Below are 15,207 nucleotides of genomic sequence, written 5' to 3'. Positions count from 1 at the left end.
CATACTCGGGGTCTCTGTTGTAATAATCATAAGGTATTGATTCACAGGGTGCAACAAGTTTGCTTATTTTATGTCAGCTTCTGAATTCTGTTAAGCGTCTTTTCCTTGCCGATGAGCGCAATGGCGTCCGGCAGTTCCGGCCCACGCGTCTGGCCGGTCACGGCGACACGGATCGGCATGAAAAGTTTCTTGCCTTTATAGCCCGTTGATTTCTGGACATCTTTTATCGCAGCTTTGATCGCTTCAGGGGTGAATGTTTCAAGGTCACTGAAACGGGCATGGAGCGCCGCCATCAGCTCAGGTATATGCTCCTGCGAGATCACTTCGTTGGCCGCCTCGTCAAACTCAATCTCTTCTTTGAAGAACTGTTCAGACAGCGTTGTGATTTCTCCTGCAAAACTCATCTGCTCCTGATACAGGGCAACAAGTTTACGGGCCCACGCCAGCGACTCTTCGGAAGCATTCTCTTCAAGCAAGCCTTCTTTTACAAGGTGCGGCAATGCCATATCAAAGACAGTTTCCGTGTCTTTTTCTTTCATGTACTGGTTGTTGATCCAAGTCAACTTCTGCTTGTCGAAGAATGCAGGTGATTTCGACAGGCGCGTTTCATCAAACAATTCGATGAATGCTTCTTTGGAGAATATCTCCTCTTCCCCTTCAGGTGTCCATCCGAGCAGGGCGATGAAGTTGAAGAGGGCTTCCGGCAGATAGCCGAGTTCTTTATATTGTTCAATGAACTGGATGATGGAGCCGTCCCTTTTGGACAATTTCTTCTTCTCTTCGTTGACTATGAGGGTCATGTGGCCGAATTTCGGTTCTTCCCAGCCCATTGCTTCATAGATCATCTGCTGCTTCGGTGTGTTGGAGATGTGGTCATCTCCCCTGAGTACATGCGAGATTTCCATCATATGGTCATCGACCGCCACTGCGAAGTTATAGGTCGGTACGCCGTTCTTCTTCACAATGACCCAGTCGCCGATGCCGTTTGAATCGAAGGATACTTCACCTTTGACGATGTCATCAAATTTATATGTCTTGTCGGCGGGCACGCGGAAGCGGATGCTCGGTTCCCTGCCTTCATCGATGAAAGCCTGCTCCTCCTCAGGCGTGAGGTTGGCGTGCTGGCCGCCATAGCGTGGCATCTCACTGCAGGCGATCTGCGCTTCCCGTTCTGCCTCAAGCTCCTCTGAAGTCATATAGCAACGGTATGCTTTATTTTCTTTAAGCAGCTGGTCGATGACCGGCTGGTAGATGTGCTGCCGTTCTGATTGGCGATATGGGCCATAGCCGCCATCGCGGTCGACGCTCTCATCCCATTCGAGCCCGAGCCACTTGAGGTAGTGCAGCTGGGACTCCTCGCCCCCTACTATGTTCCTCGAAGTATCGGTATCTTCGATGCGGATGATGAAATCGCCGTCATAGCGGCGGGCAAACAGATAGTTGAACAGTGCAGAACGTGCGTTTCCGATATGCAGATATCCTGTCGGGCTCGGTGCATACCTTACTCTTACTTTACTCATGATCATTCCTCCGTTTTTCTATTAATACTACAGCCTCAGAAGCGATGCCCTCGCCCCTGCCTGTGAATCCGAGTTTTTCGGTCGTCGTCGCCTTGATGTTGACGTTGTCCACCGACGTCTCAAGAAGAGACGCGGTAACCTCGCGCATAGCATCGATATGCGGTCTGAACTTCGGCGCCTCAGCCATTATGACGGCGTCGATATTCCCTATGATGTATCCTTTTTCGTGCATCATTTCCACCACTTCGCCAAGCAGCACTTTTGAGTCCATATCCTTGAATTCCTCATCCGTATCCGGGAAAAATTTGCCGATATCGCCGAGTGCGAGCGCCCCGAGTATTGCATCCGCAACGGTGTGGAGCAGTACATCTGCATCAGAATGGCCTTTCAGCCCACGATCATGCGGGATATCAATGCCGCCGACGATCAGCGGGCGGCCTTCTTCAAATGCATGCACATCAAAGCCATGTCCAATCCTAAACATGTCATCCCTCCCCCTTATTCATGATGGATTGTGCCACTTTCAGATCTTCCCTAGTCGTTATCTTAATATTATCATATGTCGATGGGGTGACGTGGACACTTACTCCCAACGCCTCCACCATCATGGAATCATCAGTGACCGACAATTCATTTTCCAACGCATTCCGGTAGGCAGACATCAACAGTTCGTAATCGAATGCCTGAGGGGTATGGACCGCAACCACCTGGTCACGGTCGATGGTCGCCTCGACGGTACTTCCATCTATGCGCTTCAGTGTATCTTTCGGTCTCACTCCGCAGATCACCGCCTTATGGACCGGCACCGCTTCCTTCAGATGGGTAAGCGTCTCTTCTGAGACAAATGGCCGGGCGCCGTCATGGACGAATACGTAGTCTGCCGGTTCAATCGCGCCCAGCACATTGTATATGCTGTGCTGCCGCTCTTTCCCGCCCTCGATTATGCCCCTGACTTTTGTGCATCCTGCCAAGATCTCATGGAGGGTGTCGATTTCATTCTTGCGGCCGGCCAGATAGATGGCATTGCAGTCGGGATCCGCTTCAAATTTTTCCACGGTCATGCGTATGACCGGCACTTCACCGAGGGGGATGAAGATCTTGTTGTAATCCGTGTTCATCCTGCTTCCCATGCCGGCAGCCGGGATGATTACTGTATATTTCATCATTTCCTCACTCTCTTTGCAAACACGATACGTCCTGAATTGGTCTGGAGCACACTGACGACTTCCACGGTGATGGTTTTGTTGATATCTGCCTTGCCATCTTCGACGACCACCATTGTGCCGTCCTCCAGATACCCGACGCCCTGGTTTTCTTCCTTACCCGTCTTTGATACAAGCAGGCTGAACCGATCACCCTGGATGACGGCCATTTTGATGGCATCTGACAGCTCATTGACATTGAGCACTTTTATCTGATGGAGTTGGCACACCTTATTAAGGTTGTAGTCCGTTGTTATGATGGCACCTTTTTCAGCTTTTGCGATTTCAATCAGCTGATGGTCGACATCAAGCTTGTCGTACTCGACATCCCTGATTTCAACATCAGCGGCATTCTGCTTTTGCAGGGCATTCAACATATCCAAGCCCCGCTGTCCCTTGTCACGCTTGATCGGGTCGGTTGCGTCGGCGATCAATTGGAGTTCGTCAAGCACGAACTGCGGGATGACAAGCACACCTTCTATGAACCCGGTTTTTGCTACATCCACTATTCTACCATCTATGATCGCACTCGTATCAAGGAATTTTTTGGAGTTCTTATATTCTTTTTCTTTAGCTTTGGAGAAATTGCCCGGCAGGAAATCAAGCACCTCACCGAATTTCTTGAGCCCGATCTGGAACCCGAGGTATCCGAGGATTACAGCCACTACAAACGGGACGATATCGCGGACTATAGGAATGTCCATGGCATTTATCAATAAGGATATCAAAACAGCAAGCAACAGTCCGATAAGCGTCCCCAATGTGGCGGACACAATCTCCGCAAGACTCCGGTTCAGGATGAGGCCCTCGCTTCGTCTTATAAGGCTTTCGACTTTGGGGAGGGTCCATGAGAAGAAGACGAGAAAAAGAAGCAGACCCGAAAGCCCGAAGACGAGCACATTATCCAATATGAGCGGGATGTCCCAAGGCAGAATTTCAAATATCAGGGGCATCAGCCAGACGCCCAGGGAAATTCCAATCAATACATACAATACATAAAGCAGATACCTCAACATAACCATTCACCTCCTGTTTTATTTGGATATCGCCATCTTCAGGGCATCCTTCAGATTACGCACACTCACAACTTCTATATCATCCGGTACATTCAGGCCGCTCATATTCGAAGCTGGAATGACCGCGCGGTTAAAGCCGAGTTTGGCAGCCTCCTGCAGGCGCTGATCGATCTTGGTGACCCGTCTGACTTCGCCAGTCAATCCGACTTCTCCGATGAAGCAGTCGTCCCCTCTTATCGAAGCACCTTTGAAGCTTGAAGCAATGCTGACGACGATGCTGAGGTCGACTGCAGGCTCGTCGAGACGGACGCCGCCGGCCACTTTGATGTAGGCATCATGCTGCTGCATAAGCAGCCCTTCGCTTTTTTCGAGTACCGCCATAAGGAGTGAAAGACGGTTATGGTCGACGCCGGTCGCCATGCGCCTCGGGTTGTGGAAATGGGTCGGCGTCACGAGTGCCTGGACCTCAACCAGCAGTGCCCGTGTGCCTTCCATGGTAGCCACGATCGCCGAACCTGGTACATTCTTGGAACGCTCTTCAAGGAATATTTCAGAAGGGTTGAGCACTTCTTTGAGCCCTTCGTTCTTCATCTCGAACATGCCCATCTCATTCGTCGACCCGAAGCGGTTTTTGACGGCACGCAGCATCCTGTAGGTATGATGCTGATCCCCTTCAAAGTAGAGGACCGTATCCACCATATGTTCAAGTAGCCTAGGTCCCGCAATCTGTCCATCTTTCGTCACATGTCCGACGATGAAGGTTGCGATATTGCCGCTTTTGGCGATATTCATGAGGCTCTGGGTACACTCCCTGACTTGCGCCACACTGCCCGGGGCGCTCGTCACGTCTGGGTTGAAGATGGTCTGGATCGAATCGATGATGAGGAAATCGGGATCCAGCCGCTTTATTTCGTCATGGATGTAGTAGAGGTTGGTTTCGCTGTAGACATTGAGGTTGTCGCTCGCTTCCAGCAGTCGGTCTGCCCGGAGTTTGATCTGTTCCGTCGATTCCTCGCCTGAAACATACAGCACTTCGTGATTCTCGGATAGGGCCAGGGCCGTCTGTAGCAGGATGGTCGATTTGCCGATCCCCGGGTCCCCACCGATCAGGATCAATGAGCCGTTCACTATCCCCCGCCGAGCACCCGGTCGAACTCGGGGCTTTGCGTCTTCGTCCTCGGGGTGTGGCTTTTCTTGACCCGTTCGAGTTTCTGGCTGCGTTGTCTGGTGTTGGTTTCCACCTTGCCGAAAGTTCCCTACCCTTTGTTTCCTTATGGACGATCTTTTCCTCCATCTGGTTCCAGGCACCGCAATTCGGGCATCTGCCCATCCACTTCGGCGATTCATGTCCGCAGGCCATGCATTCAAAAACATTTTTCGCTTTCGCCATATATAAGCCTCTCCTGTAGTTCGATTTTATTATTATATAGTGTATAACTATTACATGTAATTTTAAAGTAGTAGCCATCAGAACTGCCATTAAGCGTGGAAGTATGAAGAAAAAGGCCGGGCGGTGGGCCCGCCCGGCCTTTATGCATCTATTCTGCTGCCACTGCGTCTTTAGTTTTCACGTCGAATTCGTCGTTTTTATAGTCGATTGTGACGACCTTGCCTTCAAGCTCTTCCCCGGATAGGAGGGACTCACTGAGCCGGTCTTCAATATGGCGCTGTATCGACCGTGCAAGCGGCCTTGCACCGTATTCCGGATCATAGCCTTCGTCAGCGATTTTCTCCTTGGCCGAATCCGTCACTTCAAGATGGATATCCTGGCCACCGAGACGGTCTCTCAGCTGATCGATCATAAGCGAGACGATCTGCTTGAGGTGCTTCTTCTCGAGGCTGTGGAAGACGATGATGTCATCCACACGGTTGATGAATTCCGGACGGAATGTGTTTTTGAGCTCTTTCATCATCGTGCTTCTGATCGTATCGTAGTCCTGGCTATCGTCTGTCGTGCCGAATCCTACGAACTTGTTGTCCTTGAGTTCCTGGGCGCCGACGTTCGATGTCATGACGATGATCGTGTTGCGGAAATCGACGGTGCGGCCGTTCGAATCGGTCAAGCGGCCATCATCCAACACTTGCAGAAGCATATTGAATACATCAGGGTGGGCCTTTTCGATTTCGTCAAACAGGACGAGGGAATAAGGTTTTCTCCTCACTTTTTCCGTCAGTTGCCCACCATCATCATAGCCGACGTAGCCAGGAGGCGAACCAACGAGACGGGAGACGGAATGCTTCTCCATGTACTCACTCATATCGACGCGGATCATGGCTTCTTCCTCACCGAACATCGATTCACTGAGGGCACGGGCAAGTTCTGTTTTACCCACACCTGTCGGACCGAGGAAGATGAAGCTTCCGATTGGACGCTTAGGATTCTTCAAGCCTGCACGGGCACGTCTGACCGCTTTTGAAATGGAGGCCACTGCATCTTCCTGGCCGATTACACGGTCATGCAGGATGCTCTCCAAGTTCAGCAGGCGCTCTGACTCCTCTTCTGCAATCTTGGCCAGTGGTATGCCGGTGATGCCGCTGATGACCAGTTCGATGTCGCTCTTTTCAACGGATTGAGAAGCCTGGCCCTGTTCCTTCTTCCAGTCATCCTCGCGTTTTTTGAGTTCTGCTTCAAGTTTGCTCTGCTTGTCCCGGTAGCTTGCCGCCGCTTCAAATTCCTGGCTCTGCACCGCGGAATCCTTTTCTTTCTTGACGGCTTCAAGCTTACTTTCAAGATCTTTCAGATCTGGAGGGGAAGTGTAGCTTCTGAGCCTCACTTTAGAGGATGCCTCATCGATCAGGTCGATCGCCTTATCCGGCAGATACCTGTCCTGTACATAACGGTTACTCATGATAGCCGCCGCTTCAAGCGCCTCATCTGTAATCGTGATCCTGTGGTGCGCTTCGTAGCGGTCCCTGAGTCCTTTAAGGATGAGGATCGCATCTTCAACACTCGGTTCATCCACCTGGACAGGTTGGAAACGACGTTCCAGTGCCGCATCTTTTTCGATATGCTTACGGTACTCTTCAAGCGTCGTGGCACCGATGCACTGCAGCTCACCACGTGCCAATGCCGGCTTCAGGATATTGGATGCATCGATGGCACCTTCTGCGCCGCCCGCACCGATCAACGTATGGAGTTCATCGATGAACAGCACGACGTTCCCGGCCTTATGGATTTCATCCATCATTTTCTTCATGCGCTCTTCGAATTCACCGCGGTATTTCGTACCCGCAACGACCGTGCCCATATCCAATGACATGACACGCTTATCCTTCAGCGTCTCAGGCACTTCATTTTTGACGATGGCCTGCGCCATTCCTTCAGCGATGGCCGTCTTACCTACACCCGCTTCACCGATGAGGACAGGGTTGTTCTTCGTCCTTCTGCTCAGCACCTCGATGACACGGGTGATCTCTTTGGAGCGTCCGATCACCGGATCGAGCATCTCATCACGTGCGATCTGTGTCAGATCACGCGCCAGGGAATCGAGCGTTGGTGTATTGTGGTCTTTCTTCAGATTGTCCTTCTGCTGGAACGCATCCGGATTGCCGAGCATCTTGATGACGGCCGCCCGTGCTTTTGTGATGTTCAAGTCAAGATTGGCCAGCACGCGTGCTGCCACACCTTCGCTCTCCCTTATCAGGCCGAGCAGGAGGTGTTCCGTGCCGACGAAATTATGGTGGAGTTTCCGCGCTTCATCCATGGATAGCTCGATCACCTTTTTGGCCCTCGGCGTGTAATGGATGGAAGACGATGGTTCCGTCCCTTCGTTGATCAGGTTGAATACTTCTTCTTTGACCTTTTCTTCTGTGATGTTGAAGGAGACGAGCACTTTTGCCGCAATGCCTTCATTTTCCTTCGCAAGACCGAGCAGAAGATGTTCTGTCCCGATGTTCGAATGTTTGAGGTTGATCGCTTCTTCCTGTGCGTACGCCAATACTTTCTGCGCACGTTCTGTCAGTCGTCCAAATAGCATACTTTATTCCCCTCCTATTAAATATCTCATCATCGTTGCACGCTCTTCTTCAACAGCCTGCTCAAGTGATGTGTATGTGCCTTCTTTATCATTCAGACGCATTTTGATGAATGCCGGCTGGATGAGTTGAATCCATTTCTGGAAATGAAAATGTGGGAGTTCGATCAGATCGAGGTCGATTCCGAACTTGATGTCGCTCAAGCATTTCGCCGCTTCGTTCAAAGACAGCTTATAGGCATGTCCCAAAAGGCCGAGCGAGCGGTGGACCGCATCTTTTACGTCCAGGAGATGTTCATCTTCAAGCCATGAGCGCATCTCAATCTCCTCTTCGATGATCCTCTGCTTCAGTTCGTCCAGAGTGGTGATGATCTCATCCTCCGTCTGCCCGAGCGTCAACTGGTTTGACAGCTGATAGATATGGCCGAGCGGTACCGAACCTTCTCCATATATTCCCCTTAATACGAACCCGAAACGACTCAAATTTCCAGCCATGCGCTGGATGCGTTTGCTTGAAGTGAGCGCCGGGAGATGCAGCATCACAGAAGCCCGGAGGCCTGTGCCGACATTCGTCGGACAGGCTGTCAGGTAGCCGTACCGTTCATCAAAGGCATAGTCCAGCTCATGTTCGATCCTGTCATCTATATCGTTGGCCTTCCGGTAGATATCCATCATGTGATGGCCTGACCCCATCGCCTGGATGCGCAGATGGTCTTCTTCATTCACCATGACGGAGATCGACTCGTCTTCATTGGTGTAGTTCTTCACTCCCTGCTTGGTGAACAGGGGGCTCACCAGATGCTTTTCGACCAGCAGCGCCTTATCCTCAAACTTGAGGTCCGCCATATCCTTCTGGTCGTACCCCTCAAGCACCCCGTCCAGGCGCTCCACGATCTGCTCGATCCCACTACTGTTCTGCATCATATGGGGGTAGGGGATATGATCGATGTTGCGCGCCAGACGGATGCGGGTCGACATTTCAACCGGCTGCTCTTTGACGTCATGCATCCATGGGCTGATGTTTTTATATTCCATCATCTTCACCCAACCTTTCCAAAGCGCGTATCTCATCCCTGACGACGGCCGCTTCTTCGAATTCCTGGGTGTCGATGAGCGTCTGGAGCTTGGCCTTCAGCTGCTCCATCTTACGCTTCGTCTTCAAGTATTCCTTCGACTTCTCCGGCATCTTGCCGACATGCTCAGTCTGATTGGCCTGCACACGGGCCACGATATCCGGCAGGCGCGCCTCGAATGTGCGGTAGCAATCAGGGCAGCCGAACTTCCCGGCCTGCACGATGCTGTTCAACGTGGAACCGCAAGTGCTGCACTGCAGCGGTTTTTTCTGCTGCTGATGCAACGCAGGCTGTTGGGACAGCGATTGGAGCAGCTTCTGTATGTTGAAGGTGTCATCCGGATAGCTGAAATCATTCTCGAATGAGGCATTGGCACATTGTTCGCATAGGAACCGCTCGCTCTTCTCCAGTCCATCGCCTTTCGATATATGGATGCTTGCTTCCCTTTCGTTGCATGACTCACACTTCATTCCATCACTCCTCACTGTATAGGATGACATCCATCACCCTCTTGAGTATCTTCGCACGCAGACGATCCCGGTACGGCAGCTCGAGCATCAATGTCTCACGGTCCATTACTGCACTTATGATCTTCGCCTCTTTTTGCGTCACCACTTCGTTTTCATACAACGACTGGATGATATGTTTGGCATTCTGCTGCGACAGCTGATTCCCGACCAGCTGCTTCAGATGGGCAAGGTATTCCGCTTTGGAATGCGTCTCGACTTTAGTGATCCTTATATACCCGCCGCCACCCCTTTTACTCTCAACCGTGTAACCGTGCTCGTTGGTAAAGCGCGTCTTTATTACGTAGTTCAGCTGCGAAGGCACACAATCGAACTTTTCTGCGATGTGCGCACGTTTTATTTCGACGACCTCAGTGCCGGACTCCTCTATCAGCTTTTTGAGGTACTGTTCAATTATATCTGACATGTTACGCATTTCATCACCTCTTTTGACCTTCTTTGACTTTGATTATATAGGCTGTGAATCAATATAGCAAATGGAAAGTTCCATGGATTCGCCCTTTATTTCTGTAAACGTTTGCATTATAATTAACCAGGATACATATCCATCGTTCCAGACGCATACAGTCATTCATTCAGACTACGGTAATATAATGGCTTAAAAAATAACTCTACGAGGTGAAAGTATTGAATATTCTAATGGGAATAATCGGTATCCTGTTTACATTCTTCCTGGCTTGGCTCGTCAGCAGCAACCGCAAGCTTGCGTTCAAAAAATGGAAGAACATCATCATCCTGCTTGGCGTCCAGCTGATTTTTGCATTCGTCCTCCTTTCCACTGGCGCAGGCCAGTTCCTCATAGAAGGTCTGGCCAACGGGTTCAACGCCCTACTCGGATTCGCGGCTGAAGGTGTCGGCTTCGTCATGGGGGATCTGACGGTAGGTGAAGACGGCGGCGTCGCTGACGTATTCTTCTTCAACGTCCTCCTTCCGATCATCGTCATCTCCGCCCTGATCGGCATCCTGCAGTATACGAAGATTCTGCCGCTCATCATCCGCGGACTCGGTATACTGCTTACGAAAATAACCGGAATGGGGTATCTTGAGTCCTATAACGGAGCTGCATCCATGCTCCTTGGACAATCAGAAGTGTTCATTTCATTGAAGAACCAATTGCCGCACCTGCCGAAACACCGTCTCTATACGCTTTCGGCACAGGCGATGAGTTCAGTGTCACTATCCATCGTCGGCGCCTACATGACCATGCTCGATCCACAGTATGTCGTGACGGCGATCGTCCTTAACCTGTTCGGTACTTACGTGATTGTGCACATCCTTAATCCATACGACGTAACCGACGCTGAAGACGAGGCCGATGTCGATGACAATCCAGACGCCGGCAAGTCATTCTTCCAGATCCTCGGCGACTACATCATGGATGGTGCCAAAGTTGCCATGACAGTTGCGGCCATGCTGATCGGTTATATCGCATTGATTGCGATTCTGAACCAGGTCTTCCTGCTCATCCCGGGCATGGAAATCACCTTCCAGGACGTACTCGGCTACATCTTCATGCCACTCGCATTCCTCATCGGAATCCCTTGGGCTGAAGCGCAGCAGGCAGGTAGCCTGATGGCGACGAAGCTCATCACCAACGAGTTCGTGGCAATGCTCGACTACACTGCGATTGCAGACGATTTCAGCAGAAAATCCCAGGCGATGATCTCAGTATTCCTTGTATCATTCGCCAACTTCTCAAGTATCGGCATCATTGCAGGCTCTGTTAAGGGACTGCATGACGGAAGCGGCAATAAAGTCGCCACCTTCGGCCTGAAGCTCGTCTACGGGGCGTCACTCGTCAGTGTGCTGACAGCTGCGGTAGTCGGCATATTCGCTTAAAAGACAATTTATATGCATACAAAAAACAGGCCATATAGACTGACCTAGCAGTATGAGACACATATAAAACACCTTCATTAGGCTACCTTCCTCCAAAATGAATTGGAGGAAGGTAGCCTAATTTTTCTTGTATTCTTTCTTCGTTATAGTACTTTAAGTATTGATTCACACGTGAAATCGTCTCAACATTACTGAGTGAATTGAATCTGGTGTATATAAACGCTTCAGACTTCAGGTTAGAATGGAACGATTCGATGACCGCATTATCCCAACAGTTCCCGCGTTCTGGACATGCTGCTCACCAGATTATTTTCCATTACATATGACTGATAGGCATATGATGTATACACACTCCCTTGGTCCGAATGAATGATCACGCCTTTAGGATGTGCCCGTTTCTCCAAAGCTTCTTTCAGTGTATCCAGCACTAATGGCGTCTGCTGATGATTATACAATTTGGCTGCGACAATCTCATTGTTGTAAAGATCTATAATCGTTGACAGGTACTGCACAGTGCGCCCGTATTGGATGTAAGTAATGTCCGTGACCCATTTTTGGTTGGGCGCGGCAGCCTGAAAGTCACGCTTGATTCGATCGGGTGCGATAATAATGGTTTCCCCTTGTGACTGCCATTTCTTTTTCGGCTTAATCCGGCATTGTAGATGATATTTCTGCATGATGCGCTGCACAGTGTTCCGATTCCTTTTGATATTGTAGTCTCGCTGCAACAACGCTCTCACCTTGCGATGGCCGTATCGATACTTCGTCGACTCACATATATCAATGATTGTCCGCTCGACATCGGTCAACGATGAATCAGTGGCTTCCGATCGCCATCGGTAGTAGGTTGAACGCGGCACAAGCAATGCACTTAAAATGGCAGTAATCGTGTATTTGGTCTGCATTCTTTCAACAAGTGTCAGAACTATTTCTTTTTCAACTCCTTTTCGATCGCCATATACTTTTTTAAAATATCGTTCTCCATCTTCAAATGTTCAATCTGACGATCTTTTCGTTCATCAGCTGAGCGCTCTTCAGGACCATGTCCATAGGTATACTGCTTTCCAATCGGTTGATCAAATCGATAAAGTTCCCCTTGCTTATACCATCTGACCCATGTGGAAATTTGAGATTTATTCTTGATGCCGTATTTCTCCATAATTTCATTTGTAGTCAATTCACCCGCCATTTTCGCTTTGACCACTGCCCACTTGGTCTCACTTGAATATACGTTTTTGCCCATGCAAAAACACCTCCGATTCAGTACTTGATGAACATTGTACCATTTCGAAGGTGTTTTATATTGTCTCAAATAATTAGGTTAGTCTACATATGGCCTGTTTTTTTCATTTTTATAGATACCTTCAGTTGACTTTGCTTGATGAATTACCTGATACTGCCTATGAGATAAAAATTTGATGGAGCGATTAATATGAGAATAGGCGTCATTGCAGATCTGCATATCGATCGTAGGCAGACCCGCTATACAATCCAGGATTTTGAACATGTACTGACACGGGAAATCCACAAGCAGCAAATAGAACTGCTGCTCATAGCAGGCGATATCGCCAGCGATTACCGCATCACCCTTGAGTTCGTCTATACACTCATGAAGAGGACAGGCATCGATATCCGCTTCGTCCCCGGCAACCATGATTACTGGCAGCCCGAAGCGGGCAATATATCCACCCCCGAAATCCATCAGCTCTATAAGGAAGAACCGACCAGCATGATAGATGCCCCGCTGATCATAGATGACCAGTGGGCCATCGTCGGCAACAGCGGCTGGTATGATTATTCCTACGCAGACCCACGATTTTCCCGGAAAAGATCGCGACGGGCAAATTCTCCGGCGGCACCTGGCAGGATAAAATCCGTGCCAACTGGTCGATGGGCGATCCGGCGGTATCAAAAGCATTCGCAGAATCCGCAAAACAGGACCTCGAACGCGTCGGCGACCGCAACATCATCCTGATGACGCACATCGTCACCCATCCACGGTTTGCGGTCCCTACACCCCACCGCCTATTCGACTTCTTCAACGCATTCATCGGCACATCCGACTTCGACTCACTCTACAGAGAATTCCCCATACGCTACAGCATCATGGGGCATGTCCACTTTCGCCATCAGATCACAGACGGCGGCATCCATTACATCTGCCCATGCCTCGGCTACCAGCGTGAATGGCGGACCGATGATCTGGCTACGGAAGTTGCGGACGCTTTGACGGTGATAGAGGTGTAAATCTGTTCATAATGAAAACGTAGAAAGTTACCACATTACCTATATGGACAATTTATAATCTTTGACACTTGTTGTTTAGTTTAAGTCATTTGCATAACAATAATTATTATGCAATCTTAAGTAAAATGTCCACATATGTGACAGTAACCCTAAAGCTTTCATACTTTAAACTACTTAAATTATTATAAAACTAGGTTTTTTTGATTATGCAAGGAGTAGCCGTGTAATATACTACTTTTTCATTTTCAAACGATTAACATAACTTATAGTAACATTACCTATCACTCTTTTTAATTACTAAATTTCACATAATAATTTATAGATGTTCATTTAAAATGTGAAGTGATGGTAATCTAGAGAAAGCTCTTGCACCATCGATTTCCATAGTCTTTTTTAATAGCCGAAATATACTTGAAATAGTATGATTACTCTAAACATAACTTACTTCTTCCAAATTCTTGCAATCTAAATTAAGTTTAGGAATATTTAATATTTAACCAGAGGTGAAATAATGACTTACAGAGTTTACGATGTCGATGACAGTGTAACAAGAAGACAGAATTTAAATGATAAACAAATCAAAAATCTAGACAATTTATTGAAATTAATTCTTGAAAATGATAGTAATCCTGGCCAACATGTTCTCTATGAATTACCTAAAGAAACGCAAGTAGATACTGATAAAGAAGAGCACTTTTTAAAAGTTGTTAATGATAAGGTATTTAATAATTCTACAAGCGATGAGGAAATAAACGAAATTTGTACTTCTATTTCTCAAAAATTACATAAGGCAGAGTTAGTAAAAACCAAAGAAGGGTATCGACGTAATAAAAATATAACTCAGGGTATACTTATAATAAAGTTTTTTGAAGATAAGTTAGTCTTAATGAAGTTAGAAGAGACTGAATCTATTGATAAAAAAACTTTTGAGATACTTAATTCTTTAAGTTTAGATAAAAATTATTATAAAGTTTGTCTCTTCAAAAAAGATGATTATAGTAATATTAGAGTAATAGATAAGAACAAAGTCATAGCAAAATATTGGGCAACTAAATTTTTAAAACTTGAAAGGAAAAGAGACAATACCACTAACACATTACATTTAATAGAATTTTATAAAAACGATGAATTATTATCTTCTGAACTTAATGTAAGTCCTAGAGTAAGAAAGTCTTTAAATAATCAAATTTTAAATTTTCTTTCTACTAGTAAAGAATTTGATACTGAAGAATTATTTAAGTTTTTCAATGTAAATGATAAAGACCTTCTTCCAGTACATAACTATTTGAACAGAGAAATTTTTTGTAAAATAGACACTGAATTTGAAATTGATAAAGACATTATTGACTCTGGGTTCGAAGAGAAAGTGAAAGTTACAAACAATATAACTATAACTTCAAAAAACTTAAGACACGATATTCTAGCTGAGAAAATCAAATATCGCAATGGAGAATTAATTATCACTATTCCTGATGAATATCACAATAAAGTTAACGAAAGGTTTGGGGAAGATAATGACTGAATATAGATGGGATAATACTTCGATTTTAATAAGCAAAACTGATGGAGCAGCAAAAAAAGTTGAAGATATGTATAAAAAAGTCAATGAATCTAAAAAAATAGGTGAAGAAGAAGGGTGTAAAAGTTTTTATAATTCTAAGTATATACACTTTATGGAAGGTGAATTTTGTGCTCAAACTAGTTCTATAAAGCATGTGCTAGATAAGTTAGAAAAAAAAAGTTAAGCCAAAAAAGCTTCTTTTTTGACTTTAAATCTTTCAAAATTTCATGTTTTGATTCAAAAAATTC

14 protein-coding genes and 2 pseudogenes are annotated in these 15,207 nt (G+C 47.3%); 4 read left to right on the top strand and 12 right to left on the bottom strand.

The window, feature by feature from the left end; all coding sequences use genetic code 11:
- Positions 1–68 precede the first annotated feature (68 nt).
- The 9 genes and pseudogenes from gltX to ACYF68_RS02210 form a co-directional block, all read right to left on the bottom strand.
- Positions 69–1,523 carry a glutamate--tRNA ligase gene (gene gltX, locus ACYF68_RS02250; RefSeq protein WP_461047447.1) on the bottom strand — a complete coding sequence of 485 codons (1,455 nt, stop codon included), beginning with the start codon at positions 1,521–1,523 and terminating at the stop codon, positions 69–71.
- Positions 1,513–2,004, bottom strand: coding sequence for a 2-C-methyl-D-erythritol 2,4-cyclodiphosphate synthase (ispF, locus tag ACYF68_RS02245; protein ID WP_461045270.1), 492 nt, complete (start codon positions 2,002–2,004; stop codon positions 1,513–1,515). The genes gltX and ispF overlap by 11 nt, the downstream gene beginning before the upstream one ends.
- Before the next feature lies 1 nt (position 2,005).
- On the bottom strand, positions 2,006–2,686 hold the full coding sequence (ispD, locus tag ACYF68_RS02240) for a 2-C-methyl-D-erythritol 4-phosphate cytidylyltransferase (RefSeq protein WP_461045269.1): 681 nt from the start codon (positions 2,684–2,686) through the stop codon (positions 2,006–2,008).
- Complete coding sequence (locus ACYF68_RS02235; protein ID WP_380570728.1) at positions 2,683–3,738, bottom strand: PIN/TRAM domain-containing protein; 1,056 nt, start codon at positions 3,736–3,738, stop codon at positions 2,683–2,685. The genes ispD and ACYF68_RS02235 overlap by 4 nt, the downstream gene beginning before the upstream one ends.
- Before the next feature lie 18 nt (positions 3,739–3,756).
- Positions 3,757–5,128: pseudogene (gene radA, locus ACYF68_RS02230) on the bottom strand (DNA repair protein RadA).
- Between the two features lie 148 nt (positions 5,129–5,276).
- Complete coding sequence (locus tag ACYF68_RS02225; RefSeq protein WP_461045268.1) at positions 5,277–7,715, bottom strand: ATP-dependent Clp protease ATP-binding subunit; 2,439 nt, start codon at positions 7,713–7,715, stop codon at positions 5,277–5,279.
- A gap of 3 nt (positions 7,716–7,718) precedes the next feature.
- Positions 7,719–8,750, bottom strand: a complete 1,032-nt coding sequence (locus ACYF68_RS02220; protein WP_461045267.1) for a hypothetical protein — start codon at positions 8,748–8,750, stop codon at positions 7,719–7,721.
- Positions 8,737–9,255, bottom strand: a complete 519-nt coding sequence (locus tag ACYF68_RS02215) for a UvrB/UvrC motif-containing protein (RefSeq protein ID WP_461045266.1) — start codon at positions 9,253–9,255, stop codon at positions 8,737–8,739. The genes ACYF68_RS02220 and ACYF68_RS02215 overlap by 14 nt, the downstream gene beginning before the upstream one ends.
- A gap of 4 nt (positions 9,256–9,259) precedes the next feature.
- A complete protein-coding gene (locus tag ACYF68_RS02210; RefSeq protein ID WP_380570723.1) occupies positions 9,260–9,727 on the bottom strand; it encodes a CtsR family transcriptional regulator in 468 nt (155 codons plus the stop codon).
- A 212-nt stretch (positions 9,728–9,939) separates the two neighbouring features.
- Here ACYF68_RS02210 and ACYF68_RS02205 point away from each other — a divergent pair, with 212 nt between their 5' ends.
- Positions 9,940–11,151 (top strand): NupC/NupG family nucleoside CNT transporter, encoded by a 1,212-nt coding sequence (locus tag ACYF68_RS02205; protein ID WP_380570722.1) that lies wholly within the window; start codon positions 9,940–9,942, stop codon positions 11,149–11,151.
- Between the two features lie 82 nt (positions 11,152–11,233).
- Here ACYF68_RS02205 and ACYF68_RS02200 read toward each other — a convergent pair whose 3' ends face one another.
- Genes ACYF68_RS02200 through ACYF68_RS02190 form a run of 3 tightly spaced genes read right to left on the bottom strand, consistent with a single transcriptional unit; the run spans position 11,234 to position 12,394 of the window.
- Positions 11,234–11,407 carry an IS3 family transposase gene (locus ACYF68_RS02200; protein WP_461047445.1) on the bottom strand — a complete coding sequence of 58 codons (174 nt, stop codon included), beginning with the start codon at positions 11,405–11,407 and terminating at the stop codon, positions 11,234–11,236.
- 7 nt (positions 11,408–11,414) lie between these two features.
- Positions 11,415–12,074, bottom strand: coding sequence for an IS3 family transposase (locus ACYF68_RS02195; RefSeq protein ID WP_461047443.1), 660 nt, complete (start codon positions 12,072–12,074; stop codon positions 11,415–11,417).
- A gap of 2 nt (positions 12,075–12,076) precedes the next feature.
- Positions 12,077–12,394 carry a helix-turn-helix domain-containing protein gene (locus ACYF68_RS02190; RefSeq protein WP_344703118.1) on the bottom strand — a complete coding sequence of 106 codons (318 nt, stop codon included), beginning with the start codon at positions 12,392–12,394 and terminating at the stop codon, positions 12,077–12,079.
- Between the two features lie 189 nt (positions 12,395–12,583).
- On the opposite strand from ACYF68_RS02190, the pseudogene ACYF68_RS02185 reads away from it, so the two are divergent.
- The 3 genes and pseudogenes from ACYF68_RS02185 (at position 12,584) to ACYF68_RS02175 (ending at position 15,143) form a co-directional block, all read left to right on the top strand.
- Positions 12,584–13,398: pseudogene (locus ACYF68_RS02185) on the top strand (metallophosphoesterase).
- Between the two features lie 511 nt (positions 13,399–13,909).
- Entirely contained in the window at positions 13,910–14,920 is a 1,011-nt protein-coding gene (locus tag ACYF68_RS02180) for a hypothetical protein (protein WP_461045265.1), read from the top strand.
- On the top strand, positions 14,913–15,143 hold the full coding sequence (locus ACYF68_RS02175) for a hypothetical protein (protein ID WP_461045264.1): 231 nt from the start codon (positions 14,913–14,915) through the stop codon (positions 15,141–15,143). The genes ACYF68_RS02180 and ACYF68_RS02175 overlap by 8 nt, the downstream gene beginning before the upstream one ends.
- Positions 15,144–15,207 lie beyond the last annotated feature (64 nt).

The organism is Salinicoccus sp. CNSTN-B1 (assembly GCF_054792835.1).
Note: the sequence above shows the minus strand (reverse complement) of the source record. Positions and strands in the feature narration are given on the sequence as shown.

Excerpts from the sequence above, each read along its gene's own strand:
- ispF (WP_461045270.1), bottom strand. The coding sequence starts at position 2,004 with ATGTTTAGGATTGGACATGGCTTTGATGTGCATGCATTTGAAGAAGGC.
- ACYF68_RS02180 (WP_461045265.1), top strand. The coding sequence starts at position 13,910 with ATGACTTACAGAGTTTACGATGTCGATGACAGTGTAACAAGAAGACAG.
- ispD (WP_461045269.1), bottom strand. The coding sequence starts at position 2,686 with ATGATGAAATATACAGTAATCATCCCGGCTGCCGGCATGGGAAGCAGG.
- ACYF68_RS02175 (WP_461045264.1), top strand. The coding sequence starts at position 14,913 with ATGACTGAATATAGATGGGATAATACTTCGATTTTAATAAGCAAAACT.
- ACYF68_RS02225 (WP_461045268.1), bottom strand. The coding sequence starts at position 7,715 with ATGCTATTTGGACGACTGACAGAACGTGCGCAGAAAGTATTGGCGTAC.
- ACYF68_RS02220 (WP_461045267.1), bottom strand. The coding sequence starts at position 8,750 with ATGATGGAATATAAAAACATCAGCCCATGGATGCATGACGTCAAAGAG.
- ACYF68_RS02215 (WP_461045266.1), bottom strand. The coding sequence starts at position 9,255 with ATGAAGTGTGAGTCATGCAACGAAAGGGAAGCAAGCATCCATATATCG.
- ACYF68_RS02210 (WP_380570723.1), bottom strand. The coding sequence starts at position 9,727 with ATGCGTAACATGTCAGATATAATTGAACAGTACCTCAAAAAGCTGATA.
- ACYF68_RS02190 (WP_344703118.1), bottom strand. The coding sequence starts at position 12,394 with ATGGGCAAAAACGTATATTCAAGTGAGACCAAGTGGGCAGTGGTCAAA.
- ACYF68_RS02235 (WP_380570728.1), bottom strand. The coding sequence starts at position 3,738 with ATGTTGAGGTATCTGCTTTATGTATTGTATGTATTGATTGGAATTTCC.